Source organism: Nocardioides sp. (genome assembly GCF_004803405.1).
Lineage (GTDB): Bacteria > Actinomycetota > Actinomycetes > Propionibacteriales > Nocardioidaceae > Nocardioides > Nocardioides vastitatis.
In genome coordinates, this window is record NZ_SSXI01000019.1 from 15,326 (window position 1) to 28,478 (window position 13,153).

Annotated in this window: 17 protein-coding genes; 12 read left to right on the top strand and 5 right to left on the bottom strand. The window is 69.2% G+C overall.

Annotated elements, in window-relative coordinates; genetic code table 11:
• Window positions 1–134: 134 nt before the first annotated feature.
• From E7Z54_RS01545 to E7Z54_RS01560, 3 genes are all read right to left on the bottom strand, one after another.
• The gene (locus E7Z54_RS01545) at window positions 135–1,337 is read right to left on the bottom strand and encodes a tyrosine-type recombinase/integrase (RefSeq protein WP_136431098.1); all 1,203 of its coding nucleotides are present in this window, start codon (window positions 1,335–1,337) and stop codon (window positions 135–137) included.
• Between the two features lie 401 nt (window positions 1,338–1,738).
• A complete protein-coding gene (locus E7Z54_RS01555) occupies window positions 1,739–2,305 on the bottom strand; it encodes a DUF305 domain-containing protein (RefSeq protein ID WP_136431100.1) in 567 nt (188 codons plus the stop codon).
• 85 nt (window positions 2,306–2,390) lie between these two features.
• Window positions 2,391–2,861 carry a DUF6153 family protein gene (locus E7Z54_RS01560; protein WP_136431101.1) on the bottom strand — a complete coding sequence of 157 codons (471 nt, stop codon included), beginning with the start codon at window positions 2,859–2,861 and terminating at the stop codon, window positions 2,391–2,393.
• A gap of 218 nt (window positions 2,862–3,079) precedes the next feature.
• On the opposite strand from E7Z54_RS01560, the gene E7Z54_RS01565 reads away from it, so the two are divergent.
• The 4 genes from E7Z54_RS01565 to E7Z54_RS22820 all read left to right on the top strand — a co-directional run bounded on the left by E7Z54_RS01565 (window position 3,080) and on the right by E7Z54_RS22820 (window position 5,104).
• Window positions 3,080–3,466, top strand: coding sequence for a hypothetical protein (locus E7Z54_RS01565; RefSeq protein WP_136431103.1), 387 nt, complete (start codon window positions 3,080–3,082; stop codon window positions 3,464–3,466).
• A gap of 82 nt (window positions 3,467–3,548) precedes the next feature.
• Window positions 3,549–4,214, top strand: coding sequence for a hypothetical protein (locus tag E7Z54_RS01570; protein ID WP_136431105.1), 666 nt, complete (start codon window positions 3,549–3,551; stop codon window positions 4,212–4,214).
• Between the two features lie 130 nt (window positions 4,215–4,344).
• Window positions 4,345–4,947, top strand: a complete 603-nt coding sequence (locus E7Z54_RS01575) for a DUF4396 domain-containing protein (RefSeq protein ID WP_240769461.1) — start codon at window positions 4,345–4,347, stop codon at window positions 4,945–4,947.
• A 13-nt stretch (window positions 4,948–4,960) separates the two neighbouring features.
• A complete protein-coding gene (locus E7Z54_RS22820) occupies window positions 4,961–5,104 on the top strand; it encodes a hypothetical protein (protein ID WP_168798112.1) in 144 nt (47 codons plus the stop codon).
• Window positions 5,105–5,117: 13 nt separating this feature from the next.
• Here the strand turns inward: E7Z54_RS22820 and E7Z54_RS01580 are convergent, their stop codons facing one another.
• Both E7Z54_RS01580 and E7Z54_RS22825 read right to left on the bottom strand, forming a co-directional pair.
• Entirely contained in the window at window positions 5,118–5,630 is a 513-nt protein-coding gene (locus E7Z54_RS01580; RefSeq protein WP_206055950.1) for a DUF2269 domain-containing protein, read from the bottom strand.
• Window positions 5,627–5,800, bottom strand: coding sequence for a hypothetical protein (locus E7Z54_RS22825; protein ID WP_168798106.1), 174 nt, complete (start codon window positions 5,798–5,800; stop codon window positions 5,627–5,629). The genes E7Z54_RS01580 and E7Z54_RS22825 overlap by 4 nt, the downstream gene beginning before the upstream one ends.
• Window positions 5,801–5,898: 98 nt before the next feature.
• Between E7Z54_RS22825 and E7Z54_RS01585 the strand changes: the two genes are divergently transcribed.
• The 8 genes from E7Z54_RS01585 to E7Z54_RS24135 form a co-directional block, all read left to right on the top strand.
• Window positions 5,899–6,486 carry a TetR/AcrR family transcriptional regulator gene (locus E7Z54_RS01585; protein WP_136431107.1) on the top strand — a complete coding sequence of 196 codons (588 nt, stop codon included), beginning with the start codon at window positions 5,899–5,901 and terminating at the stop codon, window positions 6,484–6,486.
• Between the two features lie 687 nt (window positions 6,487–7,173).
• Entirely contained in the window at window positions 7,174–8,127 is a 954-nt protein-coding gene (locus E7Z54_RS01590) for a hypothetical protein (RefSeq protein ID WP_136431109.1), read from the top strand.
• A 61-nt stretch (window positions 8,128–8,188) separates the two neighbouring features.
• The gene (locus tag E7Z54_RS01595) at window positions 8,189–8,407 is read left to right on the top strand and encodes a hypothetical protein (protein WP_136431111.1); all 219 of its coding nucleotides are present in this window, start codon (window positions 8,189–8,191) and stop codon (window positions 8,405–8,407) included.
• A complete protein-coding gene (locus tag E7Z54_RS01600; RefSeq protein ID WP_136431113.1) occupies window positions 8,404–9,252 on the top strand; it encodes a hypothetical protein in 849 nt (282 codons plus the stop codon). The genes E7Z54_RS01595 and E7Z54_RS01600 overlap by 4 nt, the downstream gene beginning before the upstream one ends.
• A 46-nt stretch (window positions 9,253–9,298) precedes the next feature.
• Window positions 9,299–9,583: a hypothetical protein gene (locus tag E7Z54_RS01605; protein ID WP_240769462.1), complete on the top strand. Its 285-nt coding sequence runs from the start codon at window positions 9,299–9,301 to the stop codon at window positions 9,581–9,583.
• Window positions 9,583–10,467: a hypothetical protein gene (locus E7Z54_RS01610; protein WP_136431117.1), complete on the top strand. Its 885-nt coding sequence runs from the start codon at window positions 9,583–9,585 to the stop codon at window positions 10,465–10,467. The genes E7Z54_RS01605 and E7Z54_RS01610 overlap by 1 nt, the downstream gene beginning before the upstream one ends.
• Before the next feature lies 1 nt (window position 10,468).
• Window positions 10,469–11,269 (top strand): hypothetical protein, encoded by an 801-nt coding sequence (locus tag E7Z54_RS01615; protein WP_136431119.1) that lies wholly within the window; start codon window positions 10,469–10,471, stop codon window positions 11,267–11,269.
• The coding region (locus tag E7Z54_RS24135; RefSeq protein WP_136431121.1) for a type IV secretion system protein at window positions 11,266–13,153 on the top strand (1,888 nt) is incomplete at its 3' end. The genes E7Z54_RS01615 and E7Z54_RS24135, both read left to right, overlap by 4 nt.

The following is a 13,153-nucleotide window of genomic DNA, read 5'->3' on the forward strand; positions in this document are numbered from 1 at the left end:
CCTGGGCCGGGGGGTGCTGCGCGGTTTAGTCTCTTTGGGTTGAGATGCGTGTGGCCGTGCGGCATTCACAACGTGAGAGGGGCCGGCCTTCGGCCGCCCCTCTCACGTCACCGCACTGGGCGGTGATCGTCGAGTCAGGTGGTCGCGGACCTGGATACCAACAGTTCGGTTGCCGCCGAGGCGTCCACCACCACCGGTGACCGGTTGATGTAGGACGCCTCGGTCACCGCTGTCGAGCCGTGGCCGAGCTGGCCCGCGGCGCGCTCCGCGTCTAGGACGGCGTCGATCTGGGTCGCCACCGTCCGACGGAAGGTGTGGAACGTGACGCCTTCCAGTTCGGGCAGGCCGGCCGCGTCGCGGATCTTGCCCCAAGCCCGTTGCATGTTAGAGGTGGTGTACCAGGTCCCGTTCCGGGTGGCGAACACCGCGTCGATCGAGTTCGGCTTCTGCCCCATCTTCCGCACCCGGAGCATCGCCACGGCGAACGCCGGCAGGACGAAGACGCGGATGCCGTTGCCGGTCTTGGTCCAGTCCTCCCGCACTGCGCGGCCGCTGGAGTTGATCTTGCCGGTCACCGACAGCGTCGGCTTCCAGTCGTCGGAGCCGTCAGGGAGCAGGTCGATGTCGGACCAGCGCAGCCCAATCACCTCACCGATGCGCAGGCCGGTGGCGAGCAGCAGGTCGACCAGGTCCGGCATGTCGTGGTTTCTCGGGCCGGGGCGGTTCGCCCCGATTGACCACTCCCGGACCTTGTCTCGGATGACCTCGATGTCGTCGATCTGGATTGTTCGGACGGGACTCTTCACCTTGGTGATCGGCGGAGTCTTCGCGGCCGGGTTGTCAGGGATGGCCTCGTGGTAGACCGCTAGGTCGAACGCTCGCTTCAGATTGGCTCGCGCCTTTCGCTTCATGTCGGTGCTCGGGAGGCGGTCAAGGGCGGCGGTGACGATGGCCGGCCGGACTCGCCGGATCTCGTAGGCACCCAGCGGCTGAGCGTTCTTTTCAGGGTCGAGGACGTTGGCGAGGTTGGTGGCGTACTTGGCGAGGGTCTCTGGCCGCGGGGCGTCATCCGACTTGGCTTCCTCCTCCAGCCAGATCTTCACCAGCTGCGCGACGGTGGTGGTGGGCTGGACGAGGTCGTCACCGAAGCTGCCGGCGTGCTCGTGGAAGAACGACGTGAGGTTGTTCCGGGCCTCGGTCTTGGTGCGCCCGGACTTGCTGTATCGGCGGAGGACGCCGTCGAGGTCGTGGAACCGGGCCCGCGCCTTCCAGCAGCCCCCGGTCTTGGTGTAGCTGATCTGTCCGTAGGTGCCGACGGGCATCCGCTGTCGCGCCATCTCCCTGCTCCTGAGAATGGTCCTCGCGGAGGTCGGGGTGTCCGCTGGCGAGGAAGTGTCCGGGCCCTGCGACGGTGAAGGCCATGGTGTCCTGCCAGCGGTCGGCGACGCGACGCGGTTCGCCGGACTCGTCGATGTGGAACAGGCCGTGGTGGGTGGCCACGTAGAGGGTGCCGTCCGCCGGGTCGATACCCAGGCCGTGGATGTGACCGACGGCGCCTTCTTCGCCCGTCGAGGGCGCGGGACTGTCCTGCTCCTCGGCTGTGCAACCGGCGAGGAGCAGGGCCGTGGCCAGGAGGCTGATGGGGAGGGTTCGTCGCACGAGGTTCACGCTTCCTTGGCTCCAGATCCGGTGGCGGGCATTCCGGGGGCGTGCCCGCCACCGGCGGGTCGAATAGGGGTCAGGAGCCGAGGAGCTCGTTCATCGTGGTGATCTCGGCGGTCTGCGCCTTCTCAATCTCCTCGGCCAGGGCGATGGCATCGGGGTACTCGCCTTCTTCCTGCTCGGTCTTGGCCATGTCGATCGCGCCCTCGTGGTGCTCGATCATCATGGTGAGGAAGAGGCGGTCGAACTCGGCGCCGGAGGCGGCCTCGAGCTCGGCCATCTCCTCCTCGCTCATCATGCCCTCCATGCCGTTAGCGGACCTGTCGCCGTGGTCCATGCCGGACATGTCGCCGCCGGGCACGTCTTCGCTCCAGCTCTCGAGCCAGCCGGTCATGGTCTCGATCTCGGGATCTTGGGCGCCCTTGATATCGGCGGCGAGGTCCTTGACCTCCGGGCTGGCGGCGCGGGTCTCGGCGAGTTCGGACATCTCGATGGCTTGCTGGTGGTGCGGGATCATCTGTTGGGCGAAGGTGACATCGGCGTCGTTGTGTGTCGCGCCAGCGTCGGTCTCGTCGTCGTTGCCGCAGGCGGCGAGGGTCAGCAGTGTGGCCGCGAGCAGGGCGGCGGTCAGGGTCTTGCGCATGGGAGGTCTTCTCCTGGGTCTGGTGTCTGGTTGCGGGCAGGGGCGTAGGCGAGACACCAAGGGGGTGTCTCGTCGGCGGCGACTGTCAGCAGCGGATCACGCAGAGGCGGAGAAGGTCGGGCGGGTCGCGCTCGCGACTGAGCAGGATCGGGTGTTGGAACGTTGGCAGCATCGTTCGCAACAGCGGGATGCAGCCGCGCAGGAGCAGCAGTGTGAAAGCCAGGACGAGTCCGCCGAGGACCGCCAGGCACAGTCCGACTAGGCCCAGGCCGCCGTCGGAGCCGGAGCCGCCGCAGCCGTTGTCGCAGCTGACCGTGTCGGTGTTCATTGCGGCAGCGTCACCCACGGCCTGGCCTCGGTGCGAGGTCGCGAGCACAGACGTGTGGTCGTCGCCGTGCGGGAGCGCGATGTGGGCAGGTGAGTGGCTCGTCTCGGCGTGCATGCCGGCATGGGTGCCCCATCCGTGCATGGAGAGCAACCCGAAGAGCGCCAGTGCCGCCACCACGAGCGCGTAGGGCGCCCGGGATGTCCCGGCGATGCTTCGGAGGTTCCGCACGAACTCGATCCTAGGCAATCCCGTGCCACCCGCTGACTAGCGGACGACGCCAGGCTCTTGATCAACGGGCGATGTGATCCTGGTCTCATCCGACGTCGGGCTGGGCCACAGATTCGCGGTTCCGACACCTTCGGCCGGTACGGTCACATCACGTGACTCGGGAACACGGACGCAGCGCTCTTCGGCGCTCGCCTCATTTCCCGTTTCTCCTTCTCGTCGTGCTGGCCGGGCTCCTCGCCATGCACGGGCTCGGGCCGCACAGCGAGGACCACACGGCTGGACATCTTCCCCGCCTCGTCGCGCTCGTGGCGGCAGAGGACAACCACGCCGCACACGACCAGGAAGCCGCGGAGGCCGAGACGGCGTCGCCTGTCCTGGGCCAGGGGGCGTCGAACGACTCGGTTCCGAGCGACGAGGGCGGCCCCGGGCTGGGTGAGTGCCTGGCACTTCTCGGCCTGCTGTTCGCTCTAGCCATCAGCGCGGTCATCGGCGAACGACGCCGGAGTTCGCTGTTCGTTCCGCGTCGAGTGCGCGAACCGCTCGTGCTCCTGGGGCGACCCCCCGACGCGCCCTGCCTCCACCGCCTGTCAATCCTGCGCTGCTGAGAGCCGTCGCCCGCCTGGCCGGACCTGTTCGGGTCCGACCTCGCTCCCGCCTGCCCTCAGACAGACAACTCGAAGGAACTCCATGTCAACGCTCACCGCGACCAAGCCCGCCCAGCCCGCACCCACACCCCCGGCGCCGCAGCAGAAGTCCGAGCCCCCGCTCTGGGCGCGCTACATCGGCGCGATGCTCTACTTCATGGGCGCCGCCCTCATCGCCGGCGGTGTCGTCCACTACCCGATCGACCCGCCGCAGTACACCGTCATCACGATCATCGGCGCCCTCGTCTTCGCCCTGGGCACCGTCTTCAACGAGTTCGTCCTCGCGCCCGAGCGACCCACCCTCCGTCGCGCGGTCTGGGCAGTCACGATCTCCCTGTTCCTCTCCTTCGGCGTCGGGCTCACCGGCGGCGGCATCCAGCACTTCGACCAGTTCCCCGAGCGCTGCGCGATCATGACGCCCATCGGGCTCGCGATGTCGTACGTCGCCTTCGTCCTCAAGGACAAGGAGGGCAGCTGGCGCAACCTCGTCGGCCTCTTCGCTGCAGGTGTGGCCGCATTCACCATCGCCGTCTGGCTCGGCATGTCCGCCCTCGCCGCGAACATCGAGCCCGCCAGCCACGACCACGGGTCCACTCCGGACACCCCCAGCTCCCCGAGTGAGCCGAACGACCACGACAACCACGAGCAGGCCCCCGCACCTGCAGATCAGCAGCCCGCCGACGATGGCCACACCGGACACAGCCACTGACGTCCCGCTGGAGGTGGGTGGCTCCGCGCGTTGAGCGGGATCACCCCCTCCCCTCGGGGCGATGCGGAATACCCCATAGGGGTATCTAGTTCGTCCAGTAGGTTTGAGAGGACTCCACGAAGGAATGACCATGAACGAACGCAATGCCCTGGCCGCCAATGCCACGCTTCACTGCCTGACCGGATGCGCCATCGGGGAGATCCTGGGCCTGATGATCGGTACCGCGATCGGACTGTCCACCGGTGCGACGATCGCGCTGGCTGTCGGCCTGGCATTCCTGTTCGGGTACGCACTGTCGACTGTGCCCCTGGTGCAGGCCGGACTCGGCTTCTTTGCCGCGCTGAGCGTGGTGTTCGCCGCAGACACCCTGTCCATCGCCGTGATGGAGATCGTCGACAACGCGGTGATGGCGATCATCCCCGGCGCCATGGATGCGGGCCTGGTCAACCCGATCTTCTGGCTCGGCATGATGACCGCGCTCAGCGCAGCCTTCATCGCCGCGTTTCCCGTCAACCGCTACCTCATCGACAAGGGCAAGGGCCACGCCCTCACCCACCGCTACCACGCGGGACACGACCACGAGGGACAGAACCACGCCGGCCACGAGCAGCGCGATGAGCAGCCTCAACGCCCTCATGATCACGCCGCGGCCGAGCACTCGTCTCCCGAGCACTCCGCCCACGACGACACCGCCCACAACCACCAGCACGGCCAGCACGGCCACCAGCACTGAGAGCGAGCGAGCCATGAACACCAACGTCCTCGCAGCCGGCGTCATCGGCTTCCTTCTCGGCGGACTCACGGTCTCCATCGCTGCCGGGCTCGAGGATGACAACCCGCGCCCCCCGGCTCACAGCAGCCCGCACAGCCTCGTCGTGCCCGGTCGCTGACCCGAAAGGGAGGTCAGCGGCCGCCGGCGCGCTGCTCCTGCTGCTTGCGCCAGCCGTAGCGCGTCAGCCCCCGCGGCTTGTAGATGTTCAACACCAACGGAACCAGGAGTAGGACGAGTCCCCCGATCGAGTGGAACAGGTCGCCGGGGAGGCTGCCGGCATCCGCCGCAGGGTCGGCGGCGCGTGCCGCCAAGGCGTCGACGTCCCTCATGTGGAGCAATAGGATCACCGTCGCGAACACGGTCACGAACAGGCTGATCAGCACCCAGTAGTGACGGAACAGGCCCCACGGGGTGCCCAGCGACTGCGCGATCCCGGTCACGAGCGAGGCGATCGCGAGGGGTACCACGGCGTACCAGGCAACCGGCTTCATCATCAGGTGGGCCGCACGCACCAGCTGCTCGTCAGCGCCCGTGACGACGGGGACGTTTAGCGCGATGTACGCCGCGATTGCCCCGAGCCAGCCCACTGACGAGGCGATGTGCACGGCGAGCATCGCCTTCCGCACGCGCAGCGGCATTGTCATCCGTGCATGCCTGGGCCGTGCTGGCCGCCGCTCAACACCATCACCAGGATCACCAGCGCGACGACGACCACGACGCCGATCAAGAGCTCCTTGACCCAGACCGGCATCCCCGGAGGCTCAATAGGCGTCGCGGGTGGGCCTTCGGCGTGGGGGTGTTGTTCTTCGGTCATGGGTCCTCCTCGGACAGGTGTACGTAGGAAAGTTTACGAGACACGTCGTATTACGCAATACGAAGTGTCGCGTAACGGACGAGGCGTATCATTGCGGCATGCCGAAGCTGTGGAACGAGACCATCGAGTCCCACCGCACCGCGGTGCGGGCCGCGATCCTCGAGACGACCTGGAAGCTGGTCAAGCAGCGGGGCCCGCTGTCGGTGACCATGACGCAGGTGGCCGAAGGCGTGGGTATCGGGCGCGCCACGCTCTACAAGTACTTCCCAGACGTCGAGTCGATCCTGCGTGCCCACCACCAACGGCATGTAGACCAGCACCTCGACGAGCTCTCCAAGCTCGCCCGCGGCCCCGGCACGGCCGACGAGCGCCTCCACGCCCTGCTCTCCCATTACGCCCGGATCTGCCACTACCGCGCCCGGCACGGATCAGCCGACTTGTCAGCGCTTCTGCACCAGAGCACCGACGTCACCGACGCTGAAGAGCGCATCCACGACCTGTTCACGCAGATGCTCGACGAGGCTGCAGCCGCCGGCGAGGTTCGCACCGACATCGCGGCGAGCGAGCTCGCCGACTACTGCCTCCACGCCCTCAGCGCGGCGGCGAAGGCACCAGATGATTCCGCGACGACGCGCTTGGTCGAGCTGACCATGCGTTCGCTCCGGGCCGATTCACAGGCCTCGTAACGCAATCCGACGGGACGAGGTTGGTGGATGCCCGAAGCTGGGGAAGATCACTCGGGCACCCACCACCGGGTAACGAGCCCGCTCCCACTATGCCGAGTGGCGCGAGGCCGGTCAGGCACCCGCACGCGTGTCGTCCTAGAGGTCCGGTGGTCTCTTGAGTAACGGCGGAGGGGCGTCACGTAGGCAGACGGACGTCTTCGGTGTTGTGCGACCAAGCACACGCCCCTACATCCGCCGTCGCTCGAGGAACCAGCCCCTCAAGGATCTTCTTCGGTCAGAGGATTCACCTGCTCGTCCTGGTCGATGCGGTGCCCTTGGTGAAGGCGGACGACGCGGACTGCCATAGGTGCAGCTGGAGCCCACATCGCCGCCCGCTGAGTCGTCGTCTTCGACCCCACCGCCATGTCGGCATCACGGAGCTGAATGTCTACCGGGCCGGTGTTGAAAAGTAGGTCCGCGCCGGTTGGAAAAGTTCGCTGCATCTCGACAAGAAGGCCGCGCAAGGGGTCGGCCGGGAACCTATTCATTTTTCGGGGGGACGGGGGCGTCCCCCCGCTCTGACCTGCGCAAACGCAACGACCGTGAACCCGTCGAGCAGGCGTCCCCCCTCGAAATCAGGGGTTTGGGGGGGACGCCCGCTCGCGACCTTTCTGCCGTGCTCAGCCACGGACGAAAGGAGCGAGCTCGATGAGTGTGGGCGACCAGCTTGGCCTCGACGACAACAGCGAACTGCTCGACCAGGCCCGCCAGAAGTGGTCGGCCTGGGTGGCGGTCGATCCGCGGCTCGGCGTGGTCGACAACTTCGACGACCTCCGCTCCTGGCTGCCGGCGGTGGACCACGCAGTTTCCGACGAGGTCCTCCTGGCGCTGGCCATGTTGGCGGCCCCTGATGGTGGTGACGACATTGCGGCCGCGGCCGCTCTCGCCAAGTGCCTGCTGCCCGGTGCTTGCCGGCTCGCGGGCTGGCTGAGCAGCCGCGCGCCGCGCGAGGTCTTGCGCGACAGCCAGCCAGTGACGGCCGGCACCTGGGCGGCGGTCGAGCGGATCGACGAGCTGGTGGCCTCCCAGCTGTGGATCGAGGTCCGAACGTTCAAGTGGCGGCGGCTCCGCAAGGTCGCAGCCAACATCTTGATCAACACCCGCGTCGGTGTCCTCCGCGAGGTCGGCGACTTCTTCTATGTCTCCCGCGCCGACCGCACCTGGGCCAACACGACTCTCGGGGAGTCCTTCTCGGCCGGCGACCTGGCGAGCGCCGACGGCGGTGCCGGGTACTCGGCCGATATGCCGACCGAGCGGGTCGCCGGCGCGCTGTTCCACCGCATCGAGATCCTCGCCGACGCCGGACCCGAGCAGGAGGAGCCGTCGGCCACCGAGGAGCTGCTGGAGCTGCTCGCGTGGGCCTGCGACCACAAGGTCATCAGCCCCGCGGACCGGTATCCGCTGCTGTGTCTGGTCGAGGAGGCCGATCGAGTCGAGACCCGCAGGCTGGCGCGCGGGTACGGCGGCCTGCTCAGCAACGAGGTGTCCAGCCGGGTGGCGCCCCGCATCGGGGTCTCTGAGGCAACCGTCCGCCGTCACGGCTCGCGCAGCATGCGGGCCCTCGCCGCGGCCGCCCCGAGGAAGTTCGGTCATGACGAATAGGCCCGGAAGTGATCGCTCGCGCCATCCCGCGACACATAGGCGACTGGAGGTGGTGAAGCCCATGACAAACACCCACGAGGGCGAGACCCGTCCGCCGGAGCAGGTCGCGGAGCTGTTCGCGATCGCCGGCCTCGAGATCGAGGCGATCGAGCAGCTGACGGGCTGCGTCGCCCAGCTGCATGAAGTCCAGGCCGCGAAGGCGCAGCTGGCGACCCTGACCCCTCCGGAGGTCCGCGCCGCGCTCGAGTTCCGCCGCGGCACTCTCGGGGAGGCCCAGTGAGCATCCAGACCCCGAGCGGCCCGGTCGGCGTCGACGAGCTCAAGCGCGCCTGGCACGCATTGAGCGCGGGCGAGTTCCGCACCGGTCCCGGCGCCGGCAAGGGCCCCCGCGGCCGTGGCATCGCCGCGGAGGACAACTGGTCACCGGCCGACGGCGAGCACACCATCGCCGTGATCGGGTCCGCAGGCTCGGTCGGCGCGAGCACCGTCGCCCTGGCCACCGGTCTGGCGGCAGCCGCCCCGGTTCGAGTCATCGAGTGCTGCTCGGTCACCGCGTCTGGACTCGCCGCGGCGAGCACCGCCGAGCTCGGCCTGCACCCGTCCGATTGGCGGCAGGGCAAGCGTGATCACGTCCTGCTCGAGCGCGCCAGCGAGGTCCTCGCCGGCGTCGAGGAGGTCCCGCTGCCCACCGAGGCGCAGAACGAGACCCAGCTGACCATTCTCGACATCGGCTGGGAGGCCGGCCAGTTGCTGGCCACCGACTGTTGGCTGGCCGAAGCGGTCCGCGCCGCCGATCAGATCGTCCTGGTCACCACCGCCACCGTCCCCGGGATGCGTCGTGCCGGGGTCGCCATGGACCTGCTGGCCGGTTACTGGCAGCCCGAGCAGATCGCGCTTGCCGTCCGCGGGCCCCGCCGCAAGAAGTGGCCGCGCGGCCTCGAGCACGCCGGCGGCCCCGCCGTCCGCCGCGCTCTGGACGCGGACCGGTGCGTGGAGATCCCCGAGGACCGTGAGCTCGCGGTCAACGGCTTGGACTCCCGACCCGTCTCGGCCCCTCTGATCTCGGCGGCACGTCAGCTGCTCGAGCCCGCACATCTGCCCACCGACACCAGCGAAAGCGCCTGACCCGCCCGGGTCAGCAACCCAGAAGGGAAGTCCACCCATGGACGTCATGACCGCAACCGCAACCGCCGTGATGGCTGTCTGCCCGAAGGCGCCGCCGGGTGCTGTCGGCCCCACCAACGAGATCACCAGCTACGTGCTGTGGGGCGTCATCGTCCTGTTCGGTCTCGGCATCATCATCGCGATCGGCGCGATCATCGCTGGCCGAGTGTTCTCCCTGCCGCACGCGTCCAAGGTCGGCGTGATCTCGGTGGTGGTGGTGTTCGCCTGCGCGATCGCCTACCTGGTGCTGCCCGGGATGCTCAACGGGATCCTCGGCAAGGGCTGCATCTGATGCGGCGCGCAGCCACGATGAAGGCAGAAGGCACCAGCGAGTGGAGCCGGCGCCGGCTGCTCGGCATCCTGGCCGCCGCCGTCGCCGTGGCTGTGCTCCTGCTCGGCGGCCTCGCGTACGCGGTCTACCTGGCGATCGCTGGCATCGGTGACGAGGCCAGCGCGAACACCGGCGTGGCCACCGGCGAGACCGAGCGCTCGACGGTGGCCCGCGGTGCCGCGCATCGCGATGAGATCGCGGCCGAGCCGATGCTGACCGTGCCCGAGAGCGCCGCCTTCCCGCCAAGGATCACTGGGACCACCAGCATCGAGGCGCCGGAGATCAAGATCCCGACCGGGACCGGAGTCAACGGGCCCGCGTTCGTGATGACCGGGTTCCCGCACACCCCGGAGGGCGCGATCGGACAGCTCGCCCAGATCGACCTCGCGGTGCTGCAGTCGATGAGCCTGAGCACCGCAGAGGAGGTCTACAACGCCTGGGCGCTGCCCGGTGGGGTCCGTGCGGAGGACTGGTGGATCACCGCCAGCGTCCGCGCGTTCCTCTCCAGCACCGGGATGGGCGAGGTCAAGGACCCCAGCGCCTCGGTGACCCTGGAGCCGGCTGCAGCGCTGGTCAAGGGCACCGACGGCCCCGACTGGGCGACGGTCTGCGTGCTGATGAAGGTCAGCGCCACCTACAAGTCCGAAGGCCAGATCGCCTACGCGCACTGCGAGCGCATGCAGTGGGTCGGCGGCCGCTGGATGGTCGCCCCCGGCGTCCCGCCGGCACCCGCACCCGCGACCTGGCCCGGCACCCAGCTGGCACACGAGGCCGGCTGGCGGACCTGGTCCACCGACCGCACCACCGAACCCGCCCACCCTGGCGACACCGAAGGGGAGCACTGAGATGAGGAACCGGATCAACGACTCGATGGGGGAGTCCCGCACGACCCTGCTGCGCGTGGGGGTCCTGGTGGCGGTCGCCGTCCTCGTGGCAACCGCCGTCTGGTTCGGAGCGCGCGGCCGTACCGATGACAACAGCGGCATCGACAAGACATCCGGGGACTCCTCGAGCCAGACCGGGCAGCAGCAGGGGCAGGACGTCTCGGTCGACCAGGTCGCCCCGGAGAGCGCACCCGCAGACGGCGTCGTGATCCCGACCGGCGCCGACCATGTCGACGGCTACCCGACCCGGTTTCCCCAGACCGACCTGGGCGCGGTTGCGTTGCAGGTCGAGGTCGCCAAGGCGCAGGTCGGGTTCGACTACGACCAGGCCGCCGCCGTCGCCGGCTTGTACGCCAACCCCGAGGACAAGGCCGTCTTCGAGCAGCGCGCCCGCGATGCTGTGGCGCTGCGCCGCCAGCAGGCCGGCGTCCCGAAGGAGGGGGACGTCCCCCCGCCCGCGTCGTACGCGGTGACGCCGATCGCCTACACCCTCGAGGAGCTCGACACCGGCTACTACGTGGTGAACCTGCTCAGCTACGTCACCCTCACCACCGCCAACGGCAAGGTCAGCGACGGCCTCTACGCCGGCACCCAGCTGATGCGGTGGCTCGAGGTCGACGGCGTGGGCGACTGGCGCCTGGTCCAGGGCAGCACCGCAGACATCGAGCACCTGGTCTCCACCGGACAGCCCAAGGCGGTCGCGCCGGGCACCCCCGAGTACATGCAGGCCGGCTGGATCCCGATCAGCGGAGCACCCCAGTGAGCACCGCGGACCTCTTCCGCCGGGTGACCAGGCTGGGCATCGGCGCCCTGGCGGTCCTGGTCCTCGCCACGCTTCTCGGAGCCGCCACGACCATCCAGCCGCCAGTCGCCGCCGCGGCCGAGCTGGCGACCAGCACGGCGGCCAGCACGGCGGCCAGCACAGCGCAGGTCGCCACGGTCGAGACCACCAGCCAGCTGCCGGCCCGCCCCCTCAAGATGGGCTGCCTTGGTCCCGACGAACTGTGCGACCTCGGCGGCGACGCCCTCGAGTGCGCGGAGGACCCGGTCGACTGCGGCAAGGACGCGGCCGGTGGCGTCAAGGACGAGATCGAGGACCAGGTCGAGGGCGTCCAGGAGTGCCTCGAAAACCCCAGCCTCACCGACTGCGCCAAGGGAGTCAGGGGAGTGGTGCCGGGAGTCGGCGGGTGTGGGCTGCTCGACGCGATCTGCGACGCCGGGCTCCCGGGCATCGGACTCCCTGGCGTCCCGGGGGTGCCCGGCATCCCCGGCCTCCCGAACGTGGGGGACCTCTTCGGCGCCGGCATCCCGGGCCTGGGTGACATCCCGAACCCGTTCGAGGCCATCGGCGACGTCATCGCCAAGGCGGCGGCCGATGCCTGGACCGCGGCCATGCTCGCGGTCTGGAGCTCCGGCCTGTTCGTGCTGCGCATTGTGCTCACGTTCAGCGAGCTGTTCTTGACCCCCGACCTGCGGGAGGACGGACCCGGTAAGGGCGTTTACGCCTTCACCCTCTGGCTCGCGCTCGCCCTGGTGGTCATCTTGGCGATGATCCAGCTCGGTGCCGCGGCCTTCAAACGCGAGGGCATGGGCCTCGCGCGGGCGTTCATCGGCGCCGGCCAGTTCGTCCTGGTCTGCGCCTGCTGGTTCGGCTACTGCGTCATGATCGTCGCGGCCTGCGGCGCCATCACCAAGGCGCTGATGAAGTCGCTGCTCAAGGTGCAGACCTGGCCCGACTGGGATCCCCTGGGCGGCCTCGGCGTCGACGACATCACCGAGGCCGGCGTGGCCACCGCGCTGGCCTTCCTCGGCATCTTCTTGTGGATCGCCGCGATCGGACACGTCCTGGTCTATCTCGCAAGGGCAGCCTCGCTGCTGGTCCTGGTCGCCACCGGCCCGCTCTCCGCGGCCGGGCTGGTCTCCGACTTCACCCGCTCCTGGTTCTGGAAGTCGCTGCGTTGGTTCCACGCCGCGGCGTTCACCCCGGTGCTGATGGTGATGGTGCTGGGCATCGGCGTGCAGTTCGCCAACGGCGTCGCTGCCCACCTCGCCGACGGCACCGCCAAGGCGTTCGGCACGGTCCTGCCGGCGGTCATGACGATCCTGATCAGCGTCGTCGCGCCGCTGGCGCTGTTCAAGCTTCTGGCCTTCGTCGACCCCGGCACCCCCAGCGGCGCGTCGTTCCGTCAGGGCATGGCCATCCAGGGCGGCCTCCAGGGGCTGCTGAGCGGCGGCGGCGGTGCCGGTGGCGGCTCGTCGGCCGCCTCGACCACCGACGGCAACGGTCGCTCGTCGGGTGAGCAGAGCGCCGAGGCCTCGACCGGCGATCGGTTCAACAAGTCCACCCAGGGCGTCCTCGGCAGCTTCGGCCCGGTCGGACAGGTGTTCGCTGCCGGGCTCGGGATGGTCAGCAGCGCCGGAGCGAAGGCCACGTCCCTGATGTCGGACGAGACCAACCAGGCCGGCGTCGGGCAGAGCACCTACGGACCCGATTTCAGCGGAATGGGTGGCCGCCAGTCCGGCCAGTCCGGCGGCCAGCCCGGCGACCAGAGTGGCGGCACGCACCCCGGCTCGCAGATCGGCGGGGACGACGGCTCGCCGTTGCCGACCCCGCCTGCCCCGCCTGCTTCGCCTACCCCGCCGACGC

What these genes read in the sequence shown, in the direction of transcription:
- E7Z54_RS22825 (WP_168798106.1), bottom strand. Translation starts at nt 5,800, where the DNA reads ATGACCGAAGAACAACACCCCCACGCCGAAGGCCCACCCGCGACGCCT.
- E7Z54_RS01605 (WP_240769462.1), top strand. Translation starts at nt 9,299, where the DNA reads ATGACCGCAACCGCAACCGCCGTGATGGCTGTCTGCCCGAAGGCGCCG.
- E7Z54_RS01595 (WP_136431111.1), top strand. Translation starts at nt 8,189, where the DNA reads ATGACAAACACCCACGAGGGCGAGACCCGTCCGCCGGAGCAGGTCGCG.
- E7Z54_RS01555 (WP_136431100.1), bottom strand. Translation starts at nt 2,305, where the DNA reads ATGCGCAAGACCCTGACCGCCGCCCTGCTCGCGGCCACACTGCTGACC.
- E7Z54_RS01570 (WP_136431105.1), top strand. Translation starts at nt 3,549, where the DNA reads ATGTCAACGCTCACCGCGACCAAGCCCGCCCAGCCCGCACCCACACCC.
- E7Z54_RS01585 (WP_136431107.1), top strand. Translation starts at nt 5,899, where the DNA reads ATGCCGAAGCTGTGGAACGAGACCATCGAGTCCCACCGCACCGCGGTG.
- E7Z54_RS01580 (WP_206055950.1), bottom strand. Translation starts at nt 5,630, where the DNA reads ATGACAATGCCGCTGCGCGTGCGGAAGGCGATGCTCGCCGTGCACATC.
- E7Z54_RS01545 (WP_136431098.1), bottom strand. Translation starts at nt 1,337, where the DNA reads ATGGCGCGACAGCGGATGCCCGTCGGCACCTACGGACAGATCAGCTAC.
- E7Z54_RS22820 (WP_168798112.1), top strand. Translation starts at nt 4,961, where the DNA reads ATGAACACCAACGTCCTCGCAGCCGGCGTCATCGGCTTCCTTCTCGGC.
- E7Z54_RS01590 (WP_136431109.1), top strand. Translation starts at nt 7,174, where the DNA reads ATGAGTGTGGGCGACCAGCTTGGCCTCGACGACAACAGCGAACTGCTC.
- E7Z54_RS01615 (WP_136431119.1), top strand. Translation starts at nt 10,469, where the DNA reads ATGAGGAACCGGATCAACGACTCGATGGGGGAGTCCCGCACGACCCTG.
- E7Z54_RS01575 (WP_240769461.1), top strand. Translation starts at nt 4,345, where the DNA reads ATGAACGAACGCAATGCCCTGGCCGCCAATGCCACGCTTCACTGCCTG.
- E7Z54_RS01610 (WP_136431117.1), top strand. Translation starts at nt 9,583, where the DNA reads ATGCGGCGCGCAGCCACGATGAAGGCAGAAGGCACCAGCGAGTGGAGC.